We start from the raw sequence: 20,442 nt of genomic DNA, 5'->3' as shown, positions 1-20,442 counted from the left end.
CCAACCCCCAGCAAGTTGCTAGTTTACGCGCACTCTCAGGTGCTGATGGTGGCTACCACTATCAGTTAAACGGGAAGTTGGTGAACTTTTTTTAAATCCAACGCTGCCCCCGCAACGGTGATCGAGATAAGAACGGCTATAAGACGCCACTGTGCTAACGCATGGGAAGGTGGTCGTTCAGAAAGGGTTTGTGCTTTTAAAAGCGGCCTTTCGCTCGTCAGCCCGGAGACCGGCCTAAGAGTGATGGTTCTAAAGAACCACTTCAAACCGAGACGCGGAGGGCGGCTCAGGGTGATGCCGGCGGTTTTCAAATTGCCCATATTCCCTTGGTTTCCCCCTGCTCGGTCAAAAAAACACGCTGTGCGGGTGAGCACAGTGAGCAAGGGACCCTTCCATGAACCACCGTTTTCACACCACCGCCAAACGGGCGGCATTTAGTATGGCTGCCCTACCGTTAGCCATCTCTTTTTCAGCCCAGGCCCAGTACGCCGAAGCGACGACGGAATTAGCCGCGCTTGATCCGGTTGTTGTCACCGCTGCGTTAGCACCCCGCACCGCCAACGAAAGCCTCTCTTCCGTAAGTGTGCTTGATGAAGCGACGTTTCGCCGCCAAGACCCCACCAGCCTGACCGATCTTCTGCGCGGCCAGCCGGGCGTTGATGTCACTAGCAACGGCAGTTTTGGTAAAAGCAGCAGCGTTTATCTGCGGGGTGCGCCCGGCGATGCCACCGTGCTAATGATTGATGGCATCCGCCTGCGCTCCGCCACGGCGGGAGGGGCTGCTTTTCAATATCTAGACCCCCGCATGTTTGACCGCGCGGAAATCGTGCGTGGCCCGCGGGGTAGCCTTTACGGCGCGGATGCCGTTGGCGGCGTGATACAGCTCTTTACCCCTGATGGTGACGAACAGGGCTCGCAACCCAATATTTCAGTAGGCGGTGGTTCATTCAATACCCAGCGGGTAAGCGCGGGTATCTCTGGACGCGAAGGCGGCACCCGCTACAGCTTTGCCGGTAGCCATTTCAACACCGACGGCCAGCCCATTCGCCGCGGTGGCGAAGATAAAGGCTACGACAACACCTCGGCGCTGGCCCGGGTTGCACATACCTTTGAGAGTGGCACGGAAATCGGCGTGCTGGCGCTGCGCGCTCGCGGTCACAACGAATATGACGGCGGTGAGAATGACTTCGTCCAGCAGGTGGCGGGTATTTATGCCGAGTTGCCGGTCACCGATACCTGGCGCAGCCGCCTAACCCTTAGCGAAGCCCGCGATGAGCTGGATACGGTGGATAACTTCGGTGGGTCGGTGATTGATACCCGCACCCAAACCGCCCGTTGGCAGAACAATATCCAGTTTGGCGCCCATGAGGTAATTGCTGGCGCTGAAATCAGCGAAGACCGCGTTTCAAGCACCAACGAGTTTGAGGTCACCAGCCGCGATAACACCGCGGTATTTACCCAAGCGCTGCTCGACTTTTCGCCGTTCGCTGTTCAAGCAAGCCTGCGTTACGACGACAACGAAGCCTACGGTGATGAAGTGACCGGCAGCTTGGCGCTGGGCTACGATCTGGATAACTACCACACGCTGCGCGCCAGTATAGGTACGGCGTTTAAAGCCCCGAGCTTTAATGATCTCTATTGGCCGAATTCTGGTAACCCTGATCTTAACCCGGAAACCTCTGAAACCGTGGAAGTGGGCGTTCGCGGCCAATACAGCCAGTGGTTTTGGGACGTGGCCGTCTTCCAAAACGACTATGACGACCTGATTGCCTGGGCACCCACGCCAAGTGGTTTATGGGCGCCGCAAAACGTTAATAATGCGCGTATTCGCGGTGCTGAGCTTTCAAGCGGCGTAGAAGTCAACGACTGGGTACTGCAAGCCGCCTTTACCTACCTGGACCCAGAAGACCAGGAGACGGGCAACCGCTTAGCCCGCCGTGCCAGCCAAAGTTTACGACTGGATGCCGACCGTGAGCTTGGCGATTGGTCACTAGGGGGCTCCTTAGTAGCACAAGGTCACCGCTATGATAATGCCTCTAATACGCAGCGATTGGGTGGCTATGGGTTGGTTAATCTACGTGCGGGATGGCAGTTTGCACCGCTCTGGACGGCCCGTGTAACGGTAGAAAATGCCTTTGATAAAGAGTATGAAACAACGCGTGATTACATTAACGCAGGCCGAGCAGGGTTCCTAAGTGTTCACTTTGGCCAGTAGCCAACGTGGGTTGATGCGCGGGGCCTTGGGCCTCGCGTTTTCGCTCATGACCATACAGGCGCAGGGCCACGACCATTCACGCTGCGTGGTGGATGATCGTGACCGTGAAATATGCCTGCACAACGCAGCACGGCGTATTGCCACGCTTTCCCCAGGGGCAACAGAGCTGACCTACGCCGCAGGCGCAGGCGACCAAGTCGTTGCCGTGGTGAGCTACAGTGATTACCCCCCAGAAGCCCAGGACGTCGCTTCGGTGGGGAGCCATACGCGCATTGATTTAGAAGCCCTTGTGGGGCTGGCGCCAGATTTAGTGATCGGCTGGGTGACTGGAAACCCCGCCGAACAGATGGAAACCTTAGAAGCGCTGGGTATGCCGGTGTTTTACATCGAGCCACGCACGGTTGAAAACGTTGCCGATACCATTGAGCGCTTAGCGCGGCTAGCGGGCACCGAAGCCGCCGGGCAGGTCGTTGCCGATGACTTCAGAGCAGGAATGGCCGAATTAACCGCTCGCTACGCTGGGCGCGAGCCAGTACGTACATTCTACCAAGTGTGGGATGAACCATTGATGAGCGTTAATGACGAGCACCTGATTGGCCAGGTAGTTCAGCTGTGCGGGGGTGACAACGTGTTTGGCGATCAGCGGCGATTAGTGCCACGGCTGGACGATGAGGCCGTGCTGGCTGCCAACCCGGAAGCCATCATTGCCGGGGGGATGGGCGAAGAGAACCGCCACTGGCTGACCCACTGGGAACAGTATTCCAACCTAACGGCCGTTGCGGAAGATAGCCTCTATTTTGTACCGCCTTCCCTTATTCAGCGGCCCACGCCGCGCTTGCTGGAAGGCGCGCAGATTCTGTGTGACAAACTCGAACAATCCCGACAAAAGCGCAGGGCCTCTTAATGGCTGCGCGCCTGTGGCAACCCCTTAGCCTGCTGGTGGTGATCGCCATGGCCGCTATGCTGTTCGCCTTAGCGGTGGGCAGTGCGCAGCTTTCCGTTGGTCAACTTTGGGCGGTGGTACAAGGGCAGGGCGATGCGCTGGCGCGCACCATGGTAATTGATTTACGCCTTCCCCGGGCGCTTTCCGCCTTTGCGGTGGGCGGCCTGCTGGCCGTGGCGGGGGCGTTGATGCAGGTATTGCTACGCAACCCGCTGGCGGACCCTTACGTGCTCGGGCTTTCTGGTGGGGCATCCATTGGTGCGCTGGCGGCCATGCTGGCTGGCGTGGGCGGTGTACTGATTTCAGGCTCGGCGTTTGCCGGCGCGCTGTTCTCCACGTTTTTAGTGTTTGGTTTAGCCCACGGCAGCGGCGGCTGGACGCCCTCGCGGCTGTTACTCACCGGCGTAGTGGTGGCAGCAGGTTGGGGCGCGGTGATTACCCTGATGCTCGCGCTAAGCCCCGCCGAGCGGCTGCCGGGCATGCTGTATTGGCTAATGGGCGATCTCTCCTACGCCCGCACCCCGTGGCCGCCGTTGCTACTTTTATTCGTGATTTGCATTGTGCTTATACCGCTTGGGCGAAGCTTGAACGTGTTAGCCCGTGGCCCTCAACAGGCGGCCGCGTTGGGAGTGGATGTGCGCCCGCTAGAGTGGGGTATCTATATCGTTGCCAGCCTGCTCACAGCGGCAGCGGTCACCACCGCCGGTAGCATTGGCTTTGTTGGGCTGGTGGTGCCGCATTTGCTGCGCCTATTGCTAGGCAACGACCAGCGCTTAATTTTACCGGCCTGCTCCCTGGCAGGCGGCACCTTGCTAGTGCTGGCGGATACCCTGGCACGCACGATGATTGCCCCAGAGCAGCTTCCGGTTGGGGTGATTACCGCGCTATTAGGCGTGCCCACTTTCTTGTTTTTGCTCTACCGGAGCCGCTGATGAGTGTACTTTCTACCAGCGACCTCATCATTGACGTGCCCGAACGCGAAAGTGGCACGGCGCTGAATATTACCCTTGAGCCGGGGCAGGTGTGGGGCGTGTTAGGCCCTAACGGCGCGGGTAAAACCACGCTGCTGCATACGCTCGCTGGGTTAAACACCCCCCGTTCCGGGCAGGTGCTGCTTAATAACAAACCGCTTAGCCAGCTTCGCAGGCGGCAGGTGGCGCAAAGCCTAGGGCTGGTGTTTCAAGAACGTTTGGATGGCTTTCCTGCCACGGTGCTGGAAACCGCGCTGATTGGTCGTCACCCGTATCTTTCCCTGTGGCAGATGGAGGGTGCCGACGACTACGCACAGGCTGAAGCGGCGCTGGAAAGGTTAGATGTAGCGCACCTCCGCGACCGTTTGGTGAGCACGCTTTCCGGCGGCGAGCGCCAGCGGGTGGCGATGGCCACGGTACTCACCCAAGCGCCGAAGATTTGGCTGGCAGACGAACCCACTAACCATCTCGATTTACACCACCAAAGCGCGGTGATGGCGCTAATGGCCGAGCTGGCCGCCCAAGGCAGCGCGGTAATGATGTGCCTGCACGACCTAAATTTAGCCGCCCGCTGGTGCGACCACATTCTGCTGCTGTATCCCAACGGTGAAGCCTGCTGGGGGCGGCGAGACTCCATGCTGGTGCCCAGCGCACTGGAAAGGCTCTACCAGCAGCGCTTGGCGACTGTCCAGGTTGAAGGTGCGCCGGTGTTTGTACCCATTCAGTAACACCTGACGTCACGATAAATTCAAAAAGCTTGTAGCAACAAGCGTGTGTAAAAGAGGAAAGGTCATGTTGCAAGGTGAAGCGCACGCGGCGTTAATCAGCGCCCCCGGCTCCGGCCAGGGAAAATCCATGGTAACGGCCGCTTTAGCAAGGCTACACCGTAATGCGGGCCGCACTGTGCGGGTGTTCAAACACGGCCCCGACTACCTAGACCCCATGGTGCAAGAAATCGCCTCCGGCCAGCCAGTTTATCAATTGCACCCCTGGATGACCGGCGAGCACGAGTGCCGCTGGCGCCTAGCCAAAGCCGCCCAAGAAGCCGACGTGATTTTGGTAGAAGGCTCCATGGGGCTGTTCGACGGCTCGCCCTCAAGCGCTGATTTAGCCATTCTGGCAGGCATTCCCGCGCTGCCAGTCATTGATGCTTGGGGCATGGCGCAAACCTTCGGCGCGGTGGCCCAAGGCCTTGCCAACTACCACCCGAACCTCACTATCCACGAAGTGATTGCCAATCGAATCGGCAGCCCTGGCCACGGCAAACTGCTGGATGAGAGCATGCCGGAAGGCATAGCGCTGCTGGGCGCGATTCCTCGCCACGATGCCATGAAAATCCCCGACCGACACTTAGGCTTGGTGCAAGCCAGCGAACTCAGCGGCCTGGATGCCCAGTTAGATGCCGCCGCCAAGGTGCTGGAAGAAGCTGGGCTAGGCCGTTTACCTAAACGGGTAACGCTGAGCGCCGACGCCCCCACGCCCGCACCGCAGTACCTAAGCGGCGTGCGCATCGCCATCGCCAAAGACGACGCCTTCGCGTTCATCTACCGCGCAAATCTCGATGTATTAGCAGAGATGGGCGCGACGCTGCGCTTCTTCTCACCGCTTAACGACGCAGCACTGCCAGAATGCGATGCCCTATGGCTGCCCGGCGGCTACCCGGAACTTCACGCTGCCCGCTTCAGCGCCAACCAGCCCATGCGCGACGCGATAAGCGCCCACCACCGCGCAGGCAAGCCAATACTCGCCGAGTGCGGCGGGCTAATGAGCTGTGTAGAGCAGTTGGTGGATGGCGAAGGCAGCGCCCACGCCATGCTAGGGCTGCTGCCCGGCACCGCCAAAATGGCCGGTAAGCTCACCGCGCTGGGGCTACAAAGCCTGCACACCCAAAGTGGCGAACTGCGCGGCCACACCTACCATCACTCGCTCCTGGAAACCCCCATGCAGCCGCTGGCGCGCACCCGCAAACTGGCCGGTAGCGAAGCCGAACCTATCTACCGTGAGGGCGCGCTGGTAGCCAGCTACTTCCATGGCTACTTCCCTTCGGCGCCTAAGCTGGTAGCGGATATTTTTACCGGGCAGGCGCCAAAAATGGTGGCCCAGTAATTTTTTTGGAATGTTTTTTCATAAAGCGTATGTGGGCTATGATAGGGCGGCTAAATACCCACATTTACTATTGAGGAGCCACCATGAGCTTTTACGTATACCTTTCCGGCGAGATTCACACCGACTGGCGTGAAGAGATCCAGCGTGGCGCAGACGCCGCTGGGCTGGATATCGTATTTACCGCCCCGGTCACTGACCACGACGCTTCTGATGCCGCAGGCGACCACCTGGGCAAACCCGAGAACGGCTTCTGGCGCGACCACCAATCCTCCAAAGTAAATGCCATCCGCACCCGCACCATGATCGAACAAGCGGATTTAGTAGTGGTGCGTTTTGGCGACAAGTACAAACAGTGGAACGCCGCGTTTGATGCAGGCTACTGCGCGGCACTGGCCAAGCCCTACATCACGCTGCACAGCGAAGAGATTGTTCACCCGCTGAAAGAAGTCGACGCTCAAGCGCAAGCCTGGTGCACCACCACCGATCAAGTCGTGGAAACCCTGCGCTACGTGCTGAAAGCGTAGCTCGTAAAACGTAGAACACCCCAAGGAAACCCCATGCGCGACAATGCCAAAACCCCGGAACGCCATGCCCAGCGCATGGCGGCCAAGCAAAAAATCATGAACGAGCGCATTGCCCGCGCCGATAAAGAGCAGGGCATCTTGCTGGTGCTCACCGGCCCCGGCAAAGGCAAAAGCAGCTCCGGTTTTGGCATGCTCGCCCGCGCCCTAGGCCACGGCATGAAGGTTGGCGTGGTGCAGTTTATTAAGGGCGCGTTCAGCACTGGCGAAGAAGCCTTCTTCCGCAACCTACCCAACGTGGACTACCACGTAATGGGCGAAGGCTACACCTGGGACACCCAAGACCGCGAACGCGACGTCGCCGCCGCCAACGCCGCCTGGGAACAAGCCAAGCGCATGCTCCAAGACGACAGCTACCACATGGTACTGCTCGACGAACTCAACATCGCCCTGCGCTACGAGTATCTCGACCTCGACCAAGTGCTCGACGACCTACAAGCTCGCCCCGAGATGCAGCACGCCATCGTCACCGGCCGCTACGCCCCCCAACAACTCATCGACCTCGCCGACACCGTCACTGAGATGAAAGTGGTCAAACACGCTTTTAAAGATCAAGGTATTAAGGCTCAGAAGGGGATTGAGCTTTAAGTGAGGGGATAAGTGTAAGTTGTGAATGGTGAAGGGAATATCATCGAATCCTCATTACCCTGCGCTATGGCTGGTGGCGGCCTGAAGCTGTGGGAGGGAGCTTTAGCTCGCGACGATAAAGCCACAAAGCCCAATCCTCCCACTGGATCAAGATACCCACCCTGTGGGGGGATATTCAGTGCGAGCCCTCCCCAATTTCCCCACCGCGGCCAAAAACTGCGCTAGCTCAATATTTTTTGCAGCATCACGTGACCTAAGCCAAATTTATCAATAAAGCATGATTAAATCGTAAAAACGAGCCGGCACGCGAATTTTGGGTATACTGCCAGAAGAGATTGGTAATGCTATTAAAAATAGTGGTTTACGTTTTTTAGAGCGGCTAGATAACACCAATAAACGCGCAGTCACATTCAATGGTGTTATGCGGCAGGCTATATAATCACTGTTAGAGATCATACGGAGGAAGCCGAGTGTCGCTTCGCAATTTTCATGTAAACGGGAATGTTACGGACGAGGAGTTACTCTCTCGATCTTCCGGATTTATCAACAACTTTATAGCCAGTTTTCGTCAGGCTGCCGCAAACGGAAATTTTTCATTCGGTCCCATTAAGCTCCAAGATGCTGATTTGAATCGAGTTCATTCCGTGGTTGTAGAGATGGACTCAAGAAGGTTGTTTTCTACCTGCGGAGATGACGAAATTCCAATGTATGCAATGAAAAGCCTTTATGAAGTGCGAAATGTGATTCGAGACCATTCCAAGGGAGTGTGGGCAAACCCTTCTTGCGAGGTTTTGGTTCAAGAGATTTCTCACACGCTCAATGAGGCTTGCACGGCCGCAGAGAAGCTGGGTGGTGAAAATGTGTCCATGGGAAGTGGACAGTTCGAGAGTTTTATCGATGTCATCGCCAACATGAGGCTCAAAGTATGGGCGTTAGTTGCCGCCCTCAAAGCTAAGCTAGGTTCGGTAATCAACCCAAGAAACATGCCGCAAGAAATCGTCGGCCTGGTCGCTGCACATGATCTCTAACAAAGCCATCAAATTCGCTCCCTTCGGTCGCCGGACGCTCGTTCCTTGCGCCGTTTATGGCGGGCGTTAAGAGTCACTTTATGGAAAAGTTCAATCGTTTAGTTGGGTTACTATTTGGGACACTGTATGAAGAGTTCCCGGTTCCGTTGCGGCTCGATGCGGGCGATTACCTGGAGAAAACTATTGATGAAGATGATTACGAGGGATCTTTCAACTTCTCCGAATACTTTGAACACACAGTCAAATGGCTAGAGACCGCTGGATATATTTGGATTAGCCAAGACTTCTCATCAATGGACGGATACGAAGTTGAAGTCGTCCTTAGCGAGAAGGGGCTGGAAGTTCTTCGTCGAGTTCCTAGCTCGTTGGAGGGTTCGGAATCCATCGGCGAGAGGCTCGCTAGGTTTGCAAAATCCAAAACATCCGAAGCAGTGGGAGTCCTTATATCAGCGGCCATTAGCAGCGCAATAAGTAACGGCGCCGGTGTCTCTTAACAAGGCCAAGCACAGCGACAGCATTTACGTTGCGGCTACGCCTCCACTACAAAGCTGTGCGTGTTGGCGGCGTTAAATGCCTAGAGGGAGTTATGTCAGAGATTGCCAACACACCTGAACCTCCATACTACGCGGTGATCTTCAGCAGCCATCGCACGGAGGGTGAAAATGGGTACGCTGAAATGGCTGAACGAATGGTGGAATTGGCATCAGAGCAACCCGGCTTTCTGGGCATTGAGTCTGCTAGAGAGAGCTTAGGTATTACGGTGTCGTATTGGGCAACCCTTGAAGCAATCACCAACTGGAAGAAAAATGCTGAGCATCGAGAGGCCCAGCGACTTGGCCATCAGCAATGGTATTCCAGTTTTCGGGTTCGGGTGGCTAAGGTTGAGCGTGAGTACGGTATTTAACCAGTTGGTCAACTGGACAGCTTTTATGCTGACGCTTCAAAGCGTCTGGTTACCTCGGCGTTAGCACCCAATTGAGTTCGGAGTCATGAGTTGAGAAAACCACGATTATTTATTGCGTCTTCAGCTGAAAGCCTTCCTATCGCTGAGGCAGTCAATGTCAATCTAGATCACGATTTTGAAGTGACCATTTGGAAAAATGGCACATTCAAGCTTTCATCTTCAACGATCGAAGATTTGGTTGAGAAATCATCAGCTGTTGATTTTGCATTGTTCATTTTTGCACCCGACGATATCAGCATAATTAGGAGCAGAAGTAAGCATGTTGTCAGGGACAATGTGATATTCGAAATGGGGCTTTTTGTTGGTGCAATTGGGAAGTCTCGATCCTTTGTCCTAAAGCCGCGTGATGTAGATATGCACTTGCCAACAGATTTGTTAGGTGTAACACCAGCGGACTACGACGCAAGCCGATCTGATGGCGATCTGGTTTCAGCAACTAATAGAGCATGCTCTTTGATTAAATCTGAGGTAGAAAGGCTTGGACTTATAAATCATGCAAGCCTTTCTGAATCCAAAACTATCATAGCCAACCCTGCCAGCTATGAGCTAAAAGAACAGGACTACAAAATTCTAGCCACTTGCCTACAAAGCCATGTTGCCGATCCGGTTGGTTTGCCGTTTCATAGAATATCTAATAGCTTTCGTGGGGTTAACGACGCTGTTCTGCAGATTTCGCTTATTAAACTCGAGCGTATGGGGTTGATAAGTAAAACCGTAGAGACTGATCATCTGGACGGTTATGATTTCTACGCCTACTCAATCACAGAGTTGGGTGTAGATGAGCTATTGAAGAATGAGGAATATCTGCAACCAAAAGCTACTAAGCCGACGGAAAGTTTTGGTGGTGATCTCCCATTCTAGTGCTAACAAAGCGCTGTTGTCGGACTGGTTTTTCGCTGCGCTCTAAACCAGCCGCAAAGCTCGGCGTTAAATTTTAGTAGAAGTAATAATGATGCACTCGACGTCACCTCCTGTCGTATCCAAGGACATGGTTAACCACACGGAAACCGACAAACACCCAAATTTAAAAGGCAATCCACTCTACCATGACCCGCAAAACCCTAAGCCTCAAAACCAAAAGACCACCAGAGCCCAAACCCACCACCGAAGCCGAAGAACCAACCTCCAACGACCCCATAACACGCTTCCTCAACGGCACCGCCATTCATCCTTCCCCACGCCTGTATCTAGCGCCTATTGATCAGCCGCGCACTCTGCGGGCGATGGATTTGATTACGCCCATCGGCATGGGGCAGCGGGGGTTAATTGTGGCACCGCCCGGCTCTGGCAAAACGACGCTGTTAAAGCATATCTGCCAAGCCGTGGCAGAGGCTTACCCGGATATAAAACTGTATGCCTTGCTGATTGATGAGCGCCCTGAAGAAGTCACCGATTTTAAGCGCAGTGTGTCGGCAGAGGTACATGCCTCGTCGTCAGACGAAAGCTACGCGCACCATGTACGGATGGCCGATCAGTTGCTGGATACGGCGCGTAAGCAGGCAGGCGAGGGGCATGATGTGATGATCGTGATCGATTCACTCACAAGGCTTTCGCGGGTTCATAATGCCGAGCAGCGGGGCAATGGGCGTACCATGTCGGGTGGGTTGGATTCCCGGGCGATGGAAATACCCCGCAAGCTGTTTGGCGCGGCGCGAAAGATCGAAAACGGCGGCTCGCTCACCATTCTGGCCACCGTGCTGGTGGATACGGGAAGCCGTATGGATCAGGTGATTTTTGAGGAGTTTAAAGGCACGGGCAATATGGAGCTGGTGCTATCACGGGACGTGGCCAATCAACGGATTTTCCCGGCAATTGATATTGCCAAAAGCAGTACCCGCCGAGAAGAGCTGTTAATTGATGCAAAAGATCTTGAAAAAGTACGCACGCTGCGCCGAGCGTTAACACCGCTTAAGCCTGTTGACGGCGCTCAGAAGCTGCTTACGCTGCTGGAGAAATACCTGACGAATGCGGAGCTGTTGAGCGCTTTTTCGCCCGCTGAGTAGAGGTGAAGCTCACCCTCTGTATTCTTAAAGGTGAGCTTCTTAGTTAGCGCTTAACGGCTACTTTTTTTAACGTGATTCAAGTTAGACGCGGGCACGGCTTTTTTGACCGGGAAGCCTTCCACTTCTTTGCGTTCAATCGTGTTTTTCAAACGCCTTTCAATCGCGCACAGGTTTTTGAAGTCGCTGATATCGACCAGCGAGATCGCTTCACCGGAGGCACCCGCACGGCCAGTGCGGCCAATGCGGTGGATGTACTCTTCTGGCTGGAAGGGTAAATCGTAATTCACCACGCGGCTAAGTTCGCCAATATCCAGGCCCCGCGCGGCGACGCCGGTGGCCACCAAGTACTTCAGTTCGCCCGATTTAAACTGCGCCAACACCGTCTCGCGCATGGCTTGGCTTCTGCCGCCGTGAATGGAATCCGCTTTAATACCGCGTTTTTCCAGCTGGGCGACCAGCTTGGCGGCACTGTGTTTTTTCTCGACAAAAATCAGCGCCTGATCCCACTCTTGCTCGTTGATCAAGTGGCTCAACAGGGCGGACTTGGTGTCTTTATCGACCGTGATCAGCCACTGTTTGATCGTGGCGGCGGCGCGGACATTGGGCGTAATGGAAATGTCGGCCGCCATGTCGGTCATCTTGGTGTCTGAAAATGCGTGGGCGATGGCGCGCACGTCGTTGGTCATGGTGGCGGTGAACAGCAGGTTCTGACGGTTTGCAGGCAGGCGCACGATGATTTTGTGGATGTCATCCACAAACCCCATATCCACCATTCTGTCTGCTTCGTCCAGCACCATGACTTGCAGTTCATCAAAGTGCAGCGCGCGCTGATGCGCTAAATCCAGCAGCCTGCCCGGTGTGGCGACCAGAATATCCACCCCTTCGATTAAGCGCTCTTTTTGCGGCGCAGTATCTACGCCGCCATACGCGGCCATCGAGGTGAGCTGGGTATGCTTCGCGTATTGGGCTACGCTGGCTTCCACCTGAACCGCTAGCTCGCGGGTTGGCACCAGGATCAGTGCGCGAATGCGTTTACCGCGCAGCGGTTCTGCTACTTTGCTGAATTTTTCCAGCAGCGGCAGCACAAAGGCAGCGGTTTTACCGGTGCCGGTTTGTGCGGTGGCGATTAAGTCTTTACCCGAAAGAACGACAGGAATCGCTTGTTCCTGGATGGGCGTGGGTGTTTTGTAACCAAGTTCAGCAATGGCTTGAACTAGCGGGCTGGATAAGCCTAGTTTTGAGAAGGGCATTAGTAGCTCTGACAAAGGTCGTAAGGGGTGTCGAAAATAAAAAGTGGTGCAGCATAGCGTAAAATTAGCAGTTCGTAGCTCGAATACTCGTTTATTTCCCTCCAACCTTCCCCCGTACCCCTATCCCCACAAGGTATAATGCCCTCATTCGCCCAGAAGCCTAGGCTTGTCGGGTTTGTGGTCAGTCTGTTTTTGAGTCATTCGTTTTTAAGCAATAGGGGTAGTGGTCGATGATTAACACCAAAATTTACAAGGCAGTGTATGAGCTCGCCGAAAAGCTGATGAAGGCCGCTGCCAAAGATGACCGCGCCACCTTTGAAGCACTGTACGCCGAGCTACAGGCGATCTGCTCTGAGCACGAGAACACCGAGAAAGACCACCCGGAGCAGTGGGAAACCCTCGCCGACTTTACCGAAGAGCTAGAAGACGCGCTGCCTATCTACCAAAAAGCGCTGGATAAGGCGGTGGCCAAGCAGTCGAACGACCATATTGCGTCGATTGGTTTTTCCATGGCAACGCTGCAAGTGGAACTGGGCGATACTCAAGCGGCCATTGAACGTTTGCAGCAGGCCCAAGCCAGTGCCCACACTATTGAAGATAACGAACTCAAAGCAGAAATTGATGAGCTGCTGGCAACATTAACTACCGGTTAGGAACCTGATTTTGACCAATAACGATATTTTTCGCCGTATCCGCTACACCTTTGATTTAAAAGATAACACCATCGTGGATATCTTCGCGCTGGCAGAAGTGCCCGTTACCCAGCCGCAGGTCACCGCGTGGCTGAAGAAAGACGATGACGACGCTTTCGTGACTATGAAAAACCGGGAGCTGGCCGCGTTTTTAAACGGTTTTATCAGCTTTAAGCGCGGCAAACGTGAAGGGCCAGTGCCTGCGCCAGAGTCGCAGCTCAACAACAACATGGTGTTCCAGAAGCTGCGGATTGCGCTCAACATGAAAGCGGAAGACGTGCTGGAAGTGTTTGATCAGGTGGGGCTGCCGCTTAGCGCACACGAGCTCAGCGCGTTTTTCCGCAAGCCGAGCCATAAGAATTACCGTGAGTGCAAAGATCAAATGCTACGCAATTTCCTGATGGGCATTCAGCTTCAGCTGCGCCCGAACGATAAAGGCTAAGCAAGGCTCTCGCGCTTTACGCACACGAAGATCGCATTGCCTGAGACGTTATCCCAGGGTGTGATGGTCTGGTAGTCGTGCTCAAATACGTGCACCTCGAAGGTGGGCTCCAGCAGGGCGATAAGTTCGCTAAAGCTGACCGCTACCATGGGGTGCTCGTCGTTCCATACCTGCGTTGCCCCTGCCTCTGTTTTCTCAATGCTCAGCCGTAACGACTGCCGCGCCCCTTGGCCGCTGTAGTGCCAACCCGAGCGGAAGCTGAACGTGGCGTTTGCCTGCGTGGCCGTGTGCTTCACGGAGAGCTCGTTATTAATGCGCTGCTTATCCACGCCGTTAAAGTAGAGCACGCCGCCTTCGTTTAACGCGCGGTGGGCGCTGGCAATGCAGGCGCTTAGCTTCTCTAGGCCATCGCTGTAGTGGATGGAGTACAGAAAGCAGGTGATGAGATCCAGCGGCTCGTCGACCTCAAAGCTACTCATGTCTTGCAGTGAGAAGTGCGCCTCTGGGCAGCGTTGGGCGGCGAGATCCAGCATCGGTTGGTTAATATCCAACCCGCTGCTGGTGTAGCCCGCATCCAGAAAATGGCGCACATGGGGGCCGGTACCGCAGGCTAAATCCAAGTGGCGTTTGCCTTCGTTGCCAAAAATTTGGTGCAGGCGACGAATGGCGTGGCTTTGGGCCTGGTAGTCGATGTCGACGCACATCAAATCGTAGTAGCCGGAAAGGTCGGTGTAGAGTGCGTTGACGGACATAGTGGCCTAATGGTGAGGGCTGAAATAAATGAGAAGGCGCATAGTAAACGAGCGGTTGGGGTTTGAGAAGCAAGATGCCACCGTGGCTAATGAATGCAACGGCTAAAGAATCGCGCTAACTTTCCGATAATGTAAAGAGTCATTAACTTCTCCTGCCGCGAAAAGAGCCCGCCATGCGCAAAGTACTTGCCCTTTGTTTTACCGTTGTTTTGCTTACTCTTCCGACCCTCGCCAAGGCGTCAGTTCAAGCCGCAGAACAAGCTGCGTTAGCCTGGTTGGCCATGATTGATAACGCGGAGTATCAGCAGGCGTGGGAGAACGCTTCGCCGCTGTTACAAGCACCGCTTTCATCGGCCATGCTTCAGCGCACTATTTCGCTGTCGCGGCGGGATCTTGGCGCAGCGCAAGCGCGACGTCGCGTGCGTGTGTCGCAGTACACATCGATGCCCGGCGCACCGCGAGGGGACTACAAGGAGTTTACGTTCCAAACGCGTTTTGAAAATAACCCCAGGGTGATGGAGGTGGTAACGCCCCATCTTGAAAACGGCACGTGGCGCGTGAGCGGCTATTATATTCAATAAGGACAGGTCAGACGTGGCGGAAGTTACAGCAGCGCCGCTGAACCAGCGGCGCCAACTTAACGAGTAGTGGAAACGACTGAGTATCATGATTGAAATAGAACTGCCTAGACAGCGCTATTGATAGAGTTACTGAGAGGGTTATTGAGAAGTTGTTGAGAAAGTTATTGAGAAAGTTATTGAGAAAGTTATTGAGAAAGTTATTGAGAGAGCTGATCAGCAAAATCATGGTTGGTGTCACGATGGCCTGCTTCATCAGCCCTTACCGCAACCACCACCTCACGCAGCCGAGCATCCTGCGGCAAGTTCCAGTAGTCGATAGCGATTTGCGGAGCGGGGATGTTTTCGTATTCGCCGCGATCAATTCCCTCTAGGTACTCGGTGTAGCTATAAACGGCTTCCTCTTCTAAGTAACCCACTACCCGGTGGGCGGTTTTGCTGGAGCAGAGGTAAAGCAAGAAAAACAGGTTAAAGAAAATACCTTGCGCCAACATAATAATGAAACGCTCAAAGCGGTTAGGTTTGGCCACTTCGATAAACGTCATTAAGTGCATGCGCTCATTTTCAGCTTCGTCCAGCAGCGTACGAATCCAGCCGTCGTCATCTTTAATTCGCCGCAAGGCATGTAAATGCTGAATGGCGCCTCCGACCATGCCGGGCACCGCGGCCACCGTTTCTAAAATGACCGCCCGATGGCCATAGCGGCCTGCAAAAAAAGCATCTGCAAAAAAGCGCATGAAACGTACTAACCGATAAGCAATGCGATCAGAAAGTCCGCGTGGTTGATAGTGGGTCTGCTTTGTGTCGCTTTCGGCTGTACGGTCGTTGGTGGTGCGCATCATTATCTTCCTTATCTTAAATGTCCTAGTGGTACGACTTCTGTATAAGAGTCTGGTTCACGCAAGAAATGTAAAGAATGTAAGCATTAGTGCTTACTTTTACTTAATTTATGGCGAGCCCAACCAGGGGTTGCTACGTTAAAGAGGGGTTTTGATATTTACGGCTCTTTTCTGGTCGTCATGGGCTGTATAGGTTTTGTGAAACCAAGTGGTGTTGTAGCGGTCACTGCTGTAGGACTTTGATAATGGCGCAAAGCGCGGGAGTGAATATGCACGCTTTTCCTCTCAAATCGCATTGGCTGTGGGTACTGCTGGTGGGCGTAATGATGGCGGCATTGTCATTCACTTGGCAGGCAGTGGCGCAAAGCAGCGGTGCCAGCGCGCTAGTGCTTAATGTTGAGGGCGCCATTGGCCCAGCCACAAAAGACTATTTTGAGCGGGGCCTTCGTCGCGCTAAAGAGCACGATAGTCAGCTGGTGATTGTTGAGCTTAATACGCCCGGCGGGCTGGTTGAAACGACCCGCGACATGATTCAAACCATGCTTAATTCCGAGATCCCCGTGGCTATGTATGTTTCCCCCAGCGGCGCACGTGCGGCAAGCGCTGGCACTTATCTACTGTATGGTAGCCACGTGGCGGCTATGGCGCCTTCGACCCATTTAGGCTCCGCCACGCCGGTACAGATGGGTGGCTCGGGCTTGCCGGGCAGCGAGGATGATGCGGAAGAAAACGACGACGCTTCAACTAATGCAGAGCGTGAAGGCACTGCGATGGAGCGAAAGGTACTGGAGGACGCTGTTAGCTTTATTCGTGGCTTGGCAGAGCGCCATGGGCGCAATGCTGAGTGGGCAGAGGAGGCGGTGCGTGATGCAGTCAATCTCACGGCTAACCAAGCACTGGAGCAGAATGTCATTGATGTCGTCGCACGAGACATCGATGACCTCTTAGCGCAGCTGGACGGCATGACGGTGGTGATGGAGCAAGGAGAGATCACGTTAGCGACAGAGAATATGATCGTCGAGCGTTTTGATCCAGATTGGCGTACCCAGCTGTTGTCGCTGATCACGAACCCCAATATTGCCTACTTTCTGATGATTATTGGCTTTTACGGACTCATTTTTGAGCTATCAAGCCCTGGTAGCCTATTCCCAGGCACCATCGGTGTTATTTCGCTTTTATTAGCACTTTTTGCCTTTCAGGTACTGCCCATCAACTACGCGGGACTAGCGTTGGTGGTGGTGGGGCTAGCGCTCATGGTGGGGGAAACGCTACTCCCCAGTTTTGGTGTACTAGGCGTGGGGGGCATTGTGGCCTTTGTGCTTGGCTCGGTAATGCTGATGGACGCGGAATACCTGGCTATTTCGTTACCTCTGATTGGTGGGGTAGCGCTCATTTCAGCCAGTTTGATGTTATGGACACTCACTCGATTTGCCACGCTACGTAGACGCCCCGCACACACGGGGGTAGAACAGCTTATTGGTGCTGAAGCTATTGCATTAGAGGACTTTCAAGAGCAAGGCCATGTGCGACTTCATGGTGAACGGTGGAACGCAGCGTGTGAGGTGCCCGTTAAGCAAGGCGATACCTTAAAGGTCGTGAGGCTTAATGGTCTCACTGTCCATGTGGAGCCTTATTAATCAAAACCAACGGCTAGACGAGGTGTGCAATGATCCTTTCTTATTTTGTTCCCGTTGTGTTGGTAGTAATGCTATTTGCTGCCTCTCTGCGTATCTTGCCCGAGTATAAGCGAGGGGTAGTGTTCTTTCTTGGGCGCTACCAAAAGGTGAAAGGGCCAGGGCTGGTGATTGTGATTCCTGGCGTTCAAAAGATGGAAGTCGTGGATTTGCGCGTCATCACGATGGATGTGCCCGAGCAAGACGTGATTTCCCAAGATAACGTGACGGTAAAAGTGAATGCCGTGCTGTACTTTCGCGTGGTTGACCCTGAGAGGGCGATTATTCAGGTGGAGAACTTTACCCAGGCCACTAGCCAATTGGCGCAAACAACCCTTCGCTCTGTACTAGGTAAGCATGACCTTGATGAGATGCTCTCTGAACGAGATAAGCTGAACGATGATATTCAAGAGATCATCGATACCCAGACGGAAGCATGGGGCATAAAAGTTGCGAACGTTGAGATCAAACATGTCGATCTGGATGAGAGCATGATTCGCGCCATTGCTCGCCAAGCAGAGGCAGAACGTGAACGTCGCGCCAAGGTCATTCACGCAGAGGGTGAACTACAGGCATCGAAAAAGCTTGTGGAAGCCGCTAATGTCATGCAAGAAAACTCCGCCGCACTCCAGCTGCGTTATCTGCAAACCATGAGTGATATGAGCAATAAAAATGCTTCAACCATTGTGTTCCCGCTACCTATGGACATTATGGAAGCGTTTAAAGATATGAAAGCGAAGCATCAGGCGTCTGCGCCGGATAATCAGCAAGACGGTGCATAACGTTTGCTGCCAGCTGGCTGCTTAGTATGTGCATGCTTAGTACGTGAATGCTTAGTATGTGCACATATAGCGCGTTGGCTAATCAGGCCCGCTGGCAGCGGTTATTCTCTCAAGGCTGACTTTCAACAGCGCCCGTTAAGATGCTAACCGCACGGCAAAGCCGATAATGAGTGTTCCAAAGACCCAGCGTTGTAAGGTTTGTCTTTTTTGATGGTTGGCAAACCAGCGCTGCATTTGTGCGCCTAAACAGGCATATAGCGAGTCATACAAAAGCCCCACGCCCACCAGAACAATCCCCAATAAAGTAAATTGAAGCGCAACGCCCCCCTGTTGTGTGTGAACAAACTGGGGTAATAACACCGAACAAAAAAGCAGCGATTTTGGGTTCAGCAGATTCGTTAAAAAGCCTCGTCTCCAAGCCAGGTAATAGCTTCCGGTGAGCGATGCGTGCGGGTGGTGAGTATCTGCGCCTTGATGGGTACGAATTAACTGTACGCCCACCCAAACCAAGTAGGCAGCACCAAGGTAACGAACGGTATCAAACAGCCATGGGGCAGCGACAAATAGGGCCGCTAAGCCTAGGCCTGCTAACGCCACATGCAGCCCTCGGGCGATGGCTAGCCCTAACGCTGTCGCGAATCCATGCTTGCGGCTCAGCGTGCTACTGGTATGCAGCACTAACAGCATATCCGGCCCTGGAATCAGGTAAACAATGGCTAAAGCGCTAATAAAAAGACCGATTTCCATGGCCGCTTCCTCAACATGCACGTGGTGGCTTCATAAAAGGCATGATACCGTTAAGTTCATGAGTGATTTCTTGCCATTTGCGCCCATAAATCAGTTGTTATTGGTGTTTTATGCTAATCAGTAGTAGGAAAATACTTGCTTATGCCAAGTGATCAGTTAGATGCGACCGACCGCCTCATTCTTGCGTTACTACAGGGGGATGCTCGCTTAACCAATGTGGAGCTTGCGGAGAAAGTGAATTTGTCGCCGTCTCCCTGTTTACGCCGAGTGCGGCGCTTGGAAGCTAGCGGCATTATCCGTGGTTACCATGCAGAGCTTGATCGCCGAAGCGTTGGGCTGGAGTTAACGGTGTTTGTGGGCATAAAAGTGGAGCGCCACCATGAAGAGCAAGCCAATGCCTTTCGAGAGGCTGTGGTTAAACTGCCGGAAGTAGTGACTGCGCACTTGGTATCTGGTGAGTCTGATTTTCTGCTACAGGTGGTCGTGCCCAGCTTGGCAGCATACGAGGCGTTTTTAACGGGGACGTTGCTGCGCTTACCAGGCGTGAGCGATATTCGCAGCAACTTTGCGATTCAACCGGTGAAAGAGTACGGAACCTTACCGCTGGATAATAGCAATAAGGCCTAGCTCCTCAGTCGATAGGTGGGTAGCCAGAAGGTGGGTCGATTTTCGGTTTGGCGATCAATGCGACATCATCACCCCCGCTAGCGTCTGAAAACCGACGGCCGCTACCAGTACCACTATGCCCAGCGCCAGGCTGGTTTTAAGCGCATGGCGCTTCCACATCGTTTCTACTCGGTGGCCAAAGCGGTGTACTAGCCAGGCAATGCCGTAATAGCGCAACCCGCGTGCGATGAACGCCGCTAGGGCGAAAAGCACAATGGGATAGCCAGAAAGGCCCGCGGTAATCATCGCAACCTGAAACGGAATGGGCAAAATACCAATCGCCAAAATGGCGGCAAAGCCGTACTGGTTAAAGACGTCCTGAAACGCCTGATAGCTCTGCTCCATTCCCATAAATTCGATAAACCATGTCCCTATGGATTGATACAGCACCATGCCAACGGCATAGCCCACAATGGACGCTATCAGGCAGCCGAGGGTCGTCGCGGTGGCTATTGCCCAAATGCGCTGCTTGTTCATCGCCATGAGCGGGATTAACACCAGTTCAATGGGAATTGGCAAAATAATGGTTTCTAAAAAAGAGAGCGTGCCGAGTAACCACAGCATGTTTTTCGAGCCATTAATACGCTCGAACCACTGTTTCGTGTGGGTTGTTGAAAGCATC

23 protein-coding genes and 1 riboswitch are annotated in these 20,442 nt (G+C 54.0%); of the genes, 18 read left to right on the top strand and 5 right to left on the bottom strand.

Features of this window, described 5'->3' with window-relative positions:
* The first annotated feature begins 20 nt into the window (after positions 1 to 20).
* Positions 21 to 253: riboswitch (cobalamin riboswitch) on the top strand.
* Positions 254 to 394: 141 nt separating this feature from the next.
* The 12 genes from LOS15_RS08075 to rho all read left to right on the top strand — a co-directional run bounded on the left by LOS15_RS08075 (position 395) and on the right by rho (position 11,399).
* Positions 395 to 2,215 carry a TonB-dependent receptor domain-containing protein gene (locus LOS15_RS08075; protein ID WP_263069456.1) on the top strand — a complete coding sequence of 607 codons (1,821 nt, stop codon included), beginning with the start codon at positions 395 to 397 and terminating at the stop codon, positions 2,213 to 2,215.
* A gap of 13 nt (positions 2,216 to 2,228) precedes the next feature.
* Positions 2,229 to 3,119: a cobalamin-binding protein gene (locus LOS15_RS08070; RefSeq protein ID WP_263069660.1), complete on the top strand. Its 891-nt coding sequence runs from the start codon at positions 2,229 to 2,231 to the stop codon at positions 3,117 to 3,119.
* A complete protein-coding gene (locus LOS15_RS08065) occupies positions 3,119 to 4,090 on the top strand; it encodes a FecCD family ABC transporter permease (protein WP_263069455.1) in 972 nt (323 codons plus the stop codon). The genes LOS15_RS08070 and LOS15_RS08065 overlap by 1 nt, the downstream gene beginning before the upstream one ends.
* Entirely contained in the window at positions 4,090 to 4,857 is a 768-nt protein-coding gene (locus tag LOS15_RS08060; protein ID WP_263069454.1) for an ABC transporter ATP-binding protein, read from the top strand. Before LOS15_RS08065 ends, LOS15_RS08060 begins: the two co-directional genes overlap by 1 nt.
* A gap of 64 nt (positions 4,858 to 4,921) precedes the next feature.
* Positions 4,922 to 6,235: a cobyrinate a,c-diamide synthase gene (locus LOS15_RS08055; protein WP_263069452.1), complete on the top strand. Its 1,314-nt coding sequence runs from the start codon at positions 4,922 to 4,924 to the stop codon at positions 6,233 to 6,235.
* Positions 6,236 to 6,318: 83 nt separating this feature from the next.
* On the top strand, positions 6,319 to 6,759 hold the full coding sequence (locus LOS15_RS08050) for a YtoQ family protein (protein ID WP_263069450.1): 441 nt from the start codon (positions 6,319 to 6,321) through the stop codon (positions 6,757 to 6,759).
* 33 nt (positions 6,760 to 6,792) lie between these two features.
* Complete coding sequence (gene cobO, locus LOS15_RS08045; RefSeq protein WP_263069448.1) at positions 6,793 to 7,404, top strand: cob(I)yrinic acid a,c-diamide adenosyltransferase; 612 nt, start codon at positions 6,793 to 6,795, stop codon at positions 7,402 to 7,404.
* A 470-nt stretch (positions 7,405 to 7,874) separates the two neighbouring features.
* Positions 7,875 to 8,432 (top strand): hypothetical protein, encoded by a 558-nt coding sequence (locus tag LOS15_RS08040; RefSeq protein WP_263069446.1) that lies wholly within the window; start codon positions 7,875 to 7,877, stop codon positions 8,430 to 8,432.
* Positions 8,433 to 8,512: 80 nt separating this feature from the next.
* Entirely contained in the window at positions 8,513 to 8,926 is a 414-nt protein-coding gene (locus LOS15_RS08035; RefSeq protein WP_263069444.1) for a hypothetical protein, read from the top strand.
* Between the two features lie 92 nt (positions 8,927 to 9,018).
* Positions 9,019 to 9,336 carry an antibiotic biosynthesis monooxygenase family protein gene (locus tag LOS15_RS08030; RefSeq protein ID WP_263069441.1) on the top strand — a complete coding sequence of 106 codons (318 nt, stop codon included), beginning with the start codon at positions 9,019 to 9,021 and terminating at the stop codon, positions 9,334 to 9,336.
* A gap of 90 nt (positions 9,337 to 9,426) precedes the next feature.
* Positions 9,427 to 10,257: a nucleotide-binding protein gene (locus tag LOS15_RS08025; protein ID WP_263069439.1), complete on the top strand. Its 831-nt coding sequence runs from the start codon at positions 9,427 to 9,429 to the stop codon at positions 10,255 to 10,257.
* Between the two features lie 185 nt (positions 10,258 to 10,442).
* On the top strand, positions 10,443 to 11,399 hold the full coding sequence (gene rho / locus LOS15_RS08020) for a transcription termination factor Rho (RefSeq protein ID WP_263069437.1): 957 nt from the start codon (positions 10,443 to 10,445) through the stop codon (positions 11,397 to 11,399).
* Between the two features lie 50 nt (positions 11,400 to 11,449).
* Here the strand turns inward: rho and LOS15_RS08015 are convergent, their stop codons facing one another.
* The gene (locus tag LOS15_RS08015) at positions 11,450 to 12,649 is read right to left on the bottom strand and encodes a DEAD/DEAH box helicase (RefSeq protein WP_263069435.1); all 1,200 of its coding nucleotides are present in this window, start codon (positions 12,647 to 12,649) and stop codon (positions 11,450 to 11,452) included.
* A gap of 230 nt (positions 12,650 to 12,879) precedes the next feature.
* Here LOS15_RS08015 and LOS15_RS08010 point away from each other — a divergent pair, with 230 nt between their 5' ends.
* The gene (locus tag LOS15_RS08010; protein ID WP_263069434.1) at positions 12,880 to 13,302 is read left to right on the top strand and encodes a tetratricopeptide repeat protein; all 423 of its coding nucleotides are present in this window, start codon (positions 12,880 to 12,882) and stop codon (positions 13,300 to 13,302) included.
* A 10-nt stretch (positions 13,303 to 13,312) separates the two neighbouring features.
* Positions 13,313 to 13,783 carry a DUF1456 family protein gene (locus tag LOS15_RS08005; RefSeq protein ID WP_263069433.1) on the top strand — a complete coding sequence of 157 codons (471 nt, stop codon included), beginning with the start codon at positions 13,313 to 13,315 and terminating at the stop codon, positions 13,781 to 13,783.
* On the opposite strand, the gene LOS15_RS08000 is transcribed toward LOS15_RS08005, so the two are convergent.
* Positions 13,780 to 14,535: a class I SAM-dependent DNA methyltransferase gene (locus tag LOS15_RS08000; RefSeq protein ID WP_263069432.1), complete on the bottom strand. Its 756-nt coding sequence runs from the start codon at positions 14,533 to 14,535 to the stop codon at positions 13,780 to 13,782. The two genes, LOS15_RS08005 and LOS15_RS08000, sit on opposite strands and share 4 nt — an antisense overlap.
* Positions 14,536 to 14,708: 173 nt before the next feature.
* On the opposite strand from LOS15_RS08000, the gene LOS15_RS07995 reads away from it, so the two are divergent.
* Entirely contained in the window at positions 14,709 to 15,116 is a 408-nt protein-coding gene (locus LOS15_RS07995) for a DUF4019 domain-containing protein (protein ID WP_263069431.1), read from the top strand.
* A gap of 197 nt (positions 15,117 to 15,313) precedes the next feature.
* Here LOS15_RS07995 and LOS15_RS07990 read toward each other — a convergent pair whose 3' ends face one another.
* Positions 15,314 to 15,955, bottom strand: a complete 642-nt coding sequence (locus LOS15_RS07990; protein WP_263069430.1) for an alternative oxidase — start codon at positions 15,953 to 15,955, stop codon at positions 15,314 to 15,316.
* A 266-nt stretch (positions 15,956 to 16,221) separates the two neighbouring features.
* Here LOS15_RS07990 and LOS15_RS07985 point away from each other — a divergent pair, with 266 nt between their 5' ends.
* Positions 16,222 to 17,589: an NfeD family protein gene (locus LOS15_RS07985; RefSeq protein ID WP_263069428.1), complete on the top strand. Its 1,368-nt coding sequence runs from the start codon at positions 16,222 to 16,224 to the stop codon at positions 17,587 to 17,589.
* A 29-nt stretch (positions 17,590 to 17,618) separates the two neighbouring features.
* Positions 17,619 to 18,407, top strand: a complete 789-nt coding sequence (locus tag LOS15_RS07980; protein WP_263069426.1) for a slipin family protein — start codon at positions 17,619 to 17,621, stop codon at positions 18,405 to 18,407.
* 135 nt (positions 18,408 to 18,542) lie between these two features.
* On the opposite strand, the gene LOS15_RS07975 is transcribed toward LOS15_RS07980, so the two are convergent.
* On the bottom strand, positions 18,543 to 19,154 hold the full coding sequence (locus tag LOS15_RS07975) for a LysE family translocator (protein ID WP_263069424.1): 612 nt from the start codon (positions 19,152 to 19,154) through the stop codon (positions 18,543 to 18,545).
* A gap of 141 nt (positions 19,155 to 19,295) precedes the next feature.
* Between LOS15_RS07975 and LOS15_RS07970 the strand changes: the two genes are divergently transcribed.
* Complete coding sequence (locus tag LOS15_RS07970; protein WP_263069423.1) at positions 19,296 to 19,781, top strand: Lrp/AsnC family transcriptional regulator; 486 nt, start codon at positions 19,296 to 19,298, stop codon at positions 19,779 to 19,781.
* Positions 19,782 to 19,835: 54 nt separating this feature from the next.
* On the opposite strand, the gene LOS15_RS07965 is transcribed toward LOS15_RS07970, so the two are convergent.
* A complete protein-coding gene (locus tag LOS15_RS07965; protein WP_263069422.1) occupies positions 19,836 to 20,441 on the bottom strand; it encodes a YqaA family protein in 606 nt (201 codons plus the stop codon).
* Position 20,442 lies beyond the last annotated feature (1 nt).

The sequence above is a fragment of the Halomonas sp. 7T genome, assembly GCF_025643255.1.
Lineage (GTDB): Bacteria > Pseudomonadota > Gammaproteobacteria > Pseudomonadales > Halomonadaceae > Vreelandella.
This window is presented reverse-complemented; position numbering and strand designations above follow the sequence as displayed.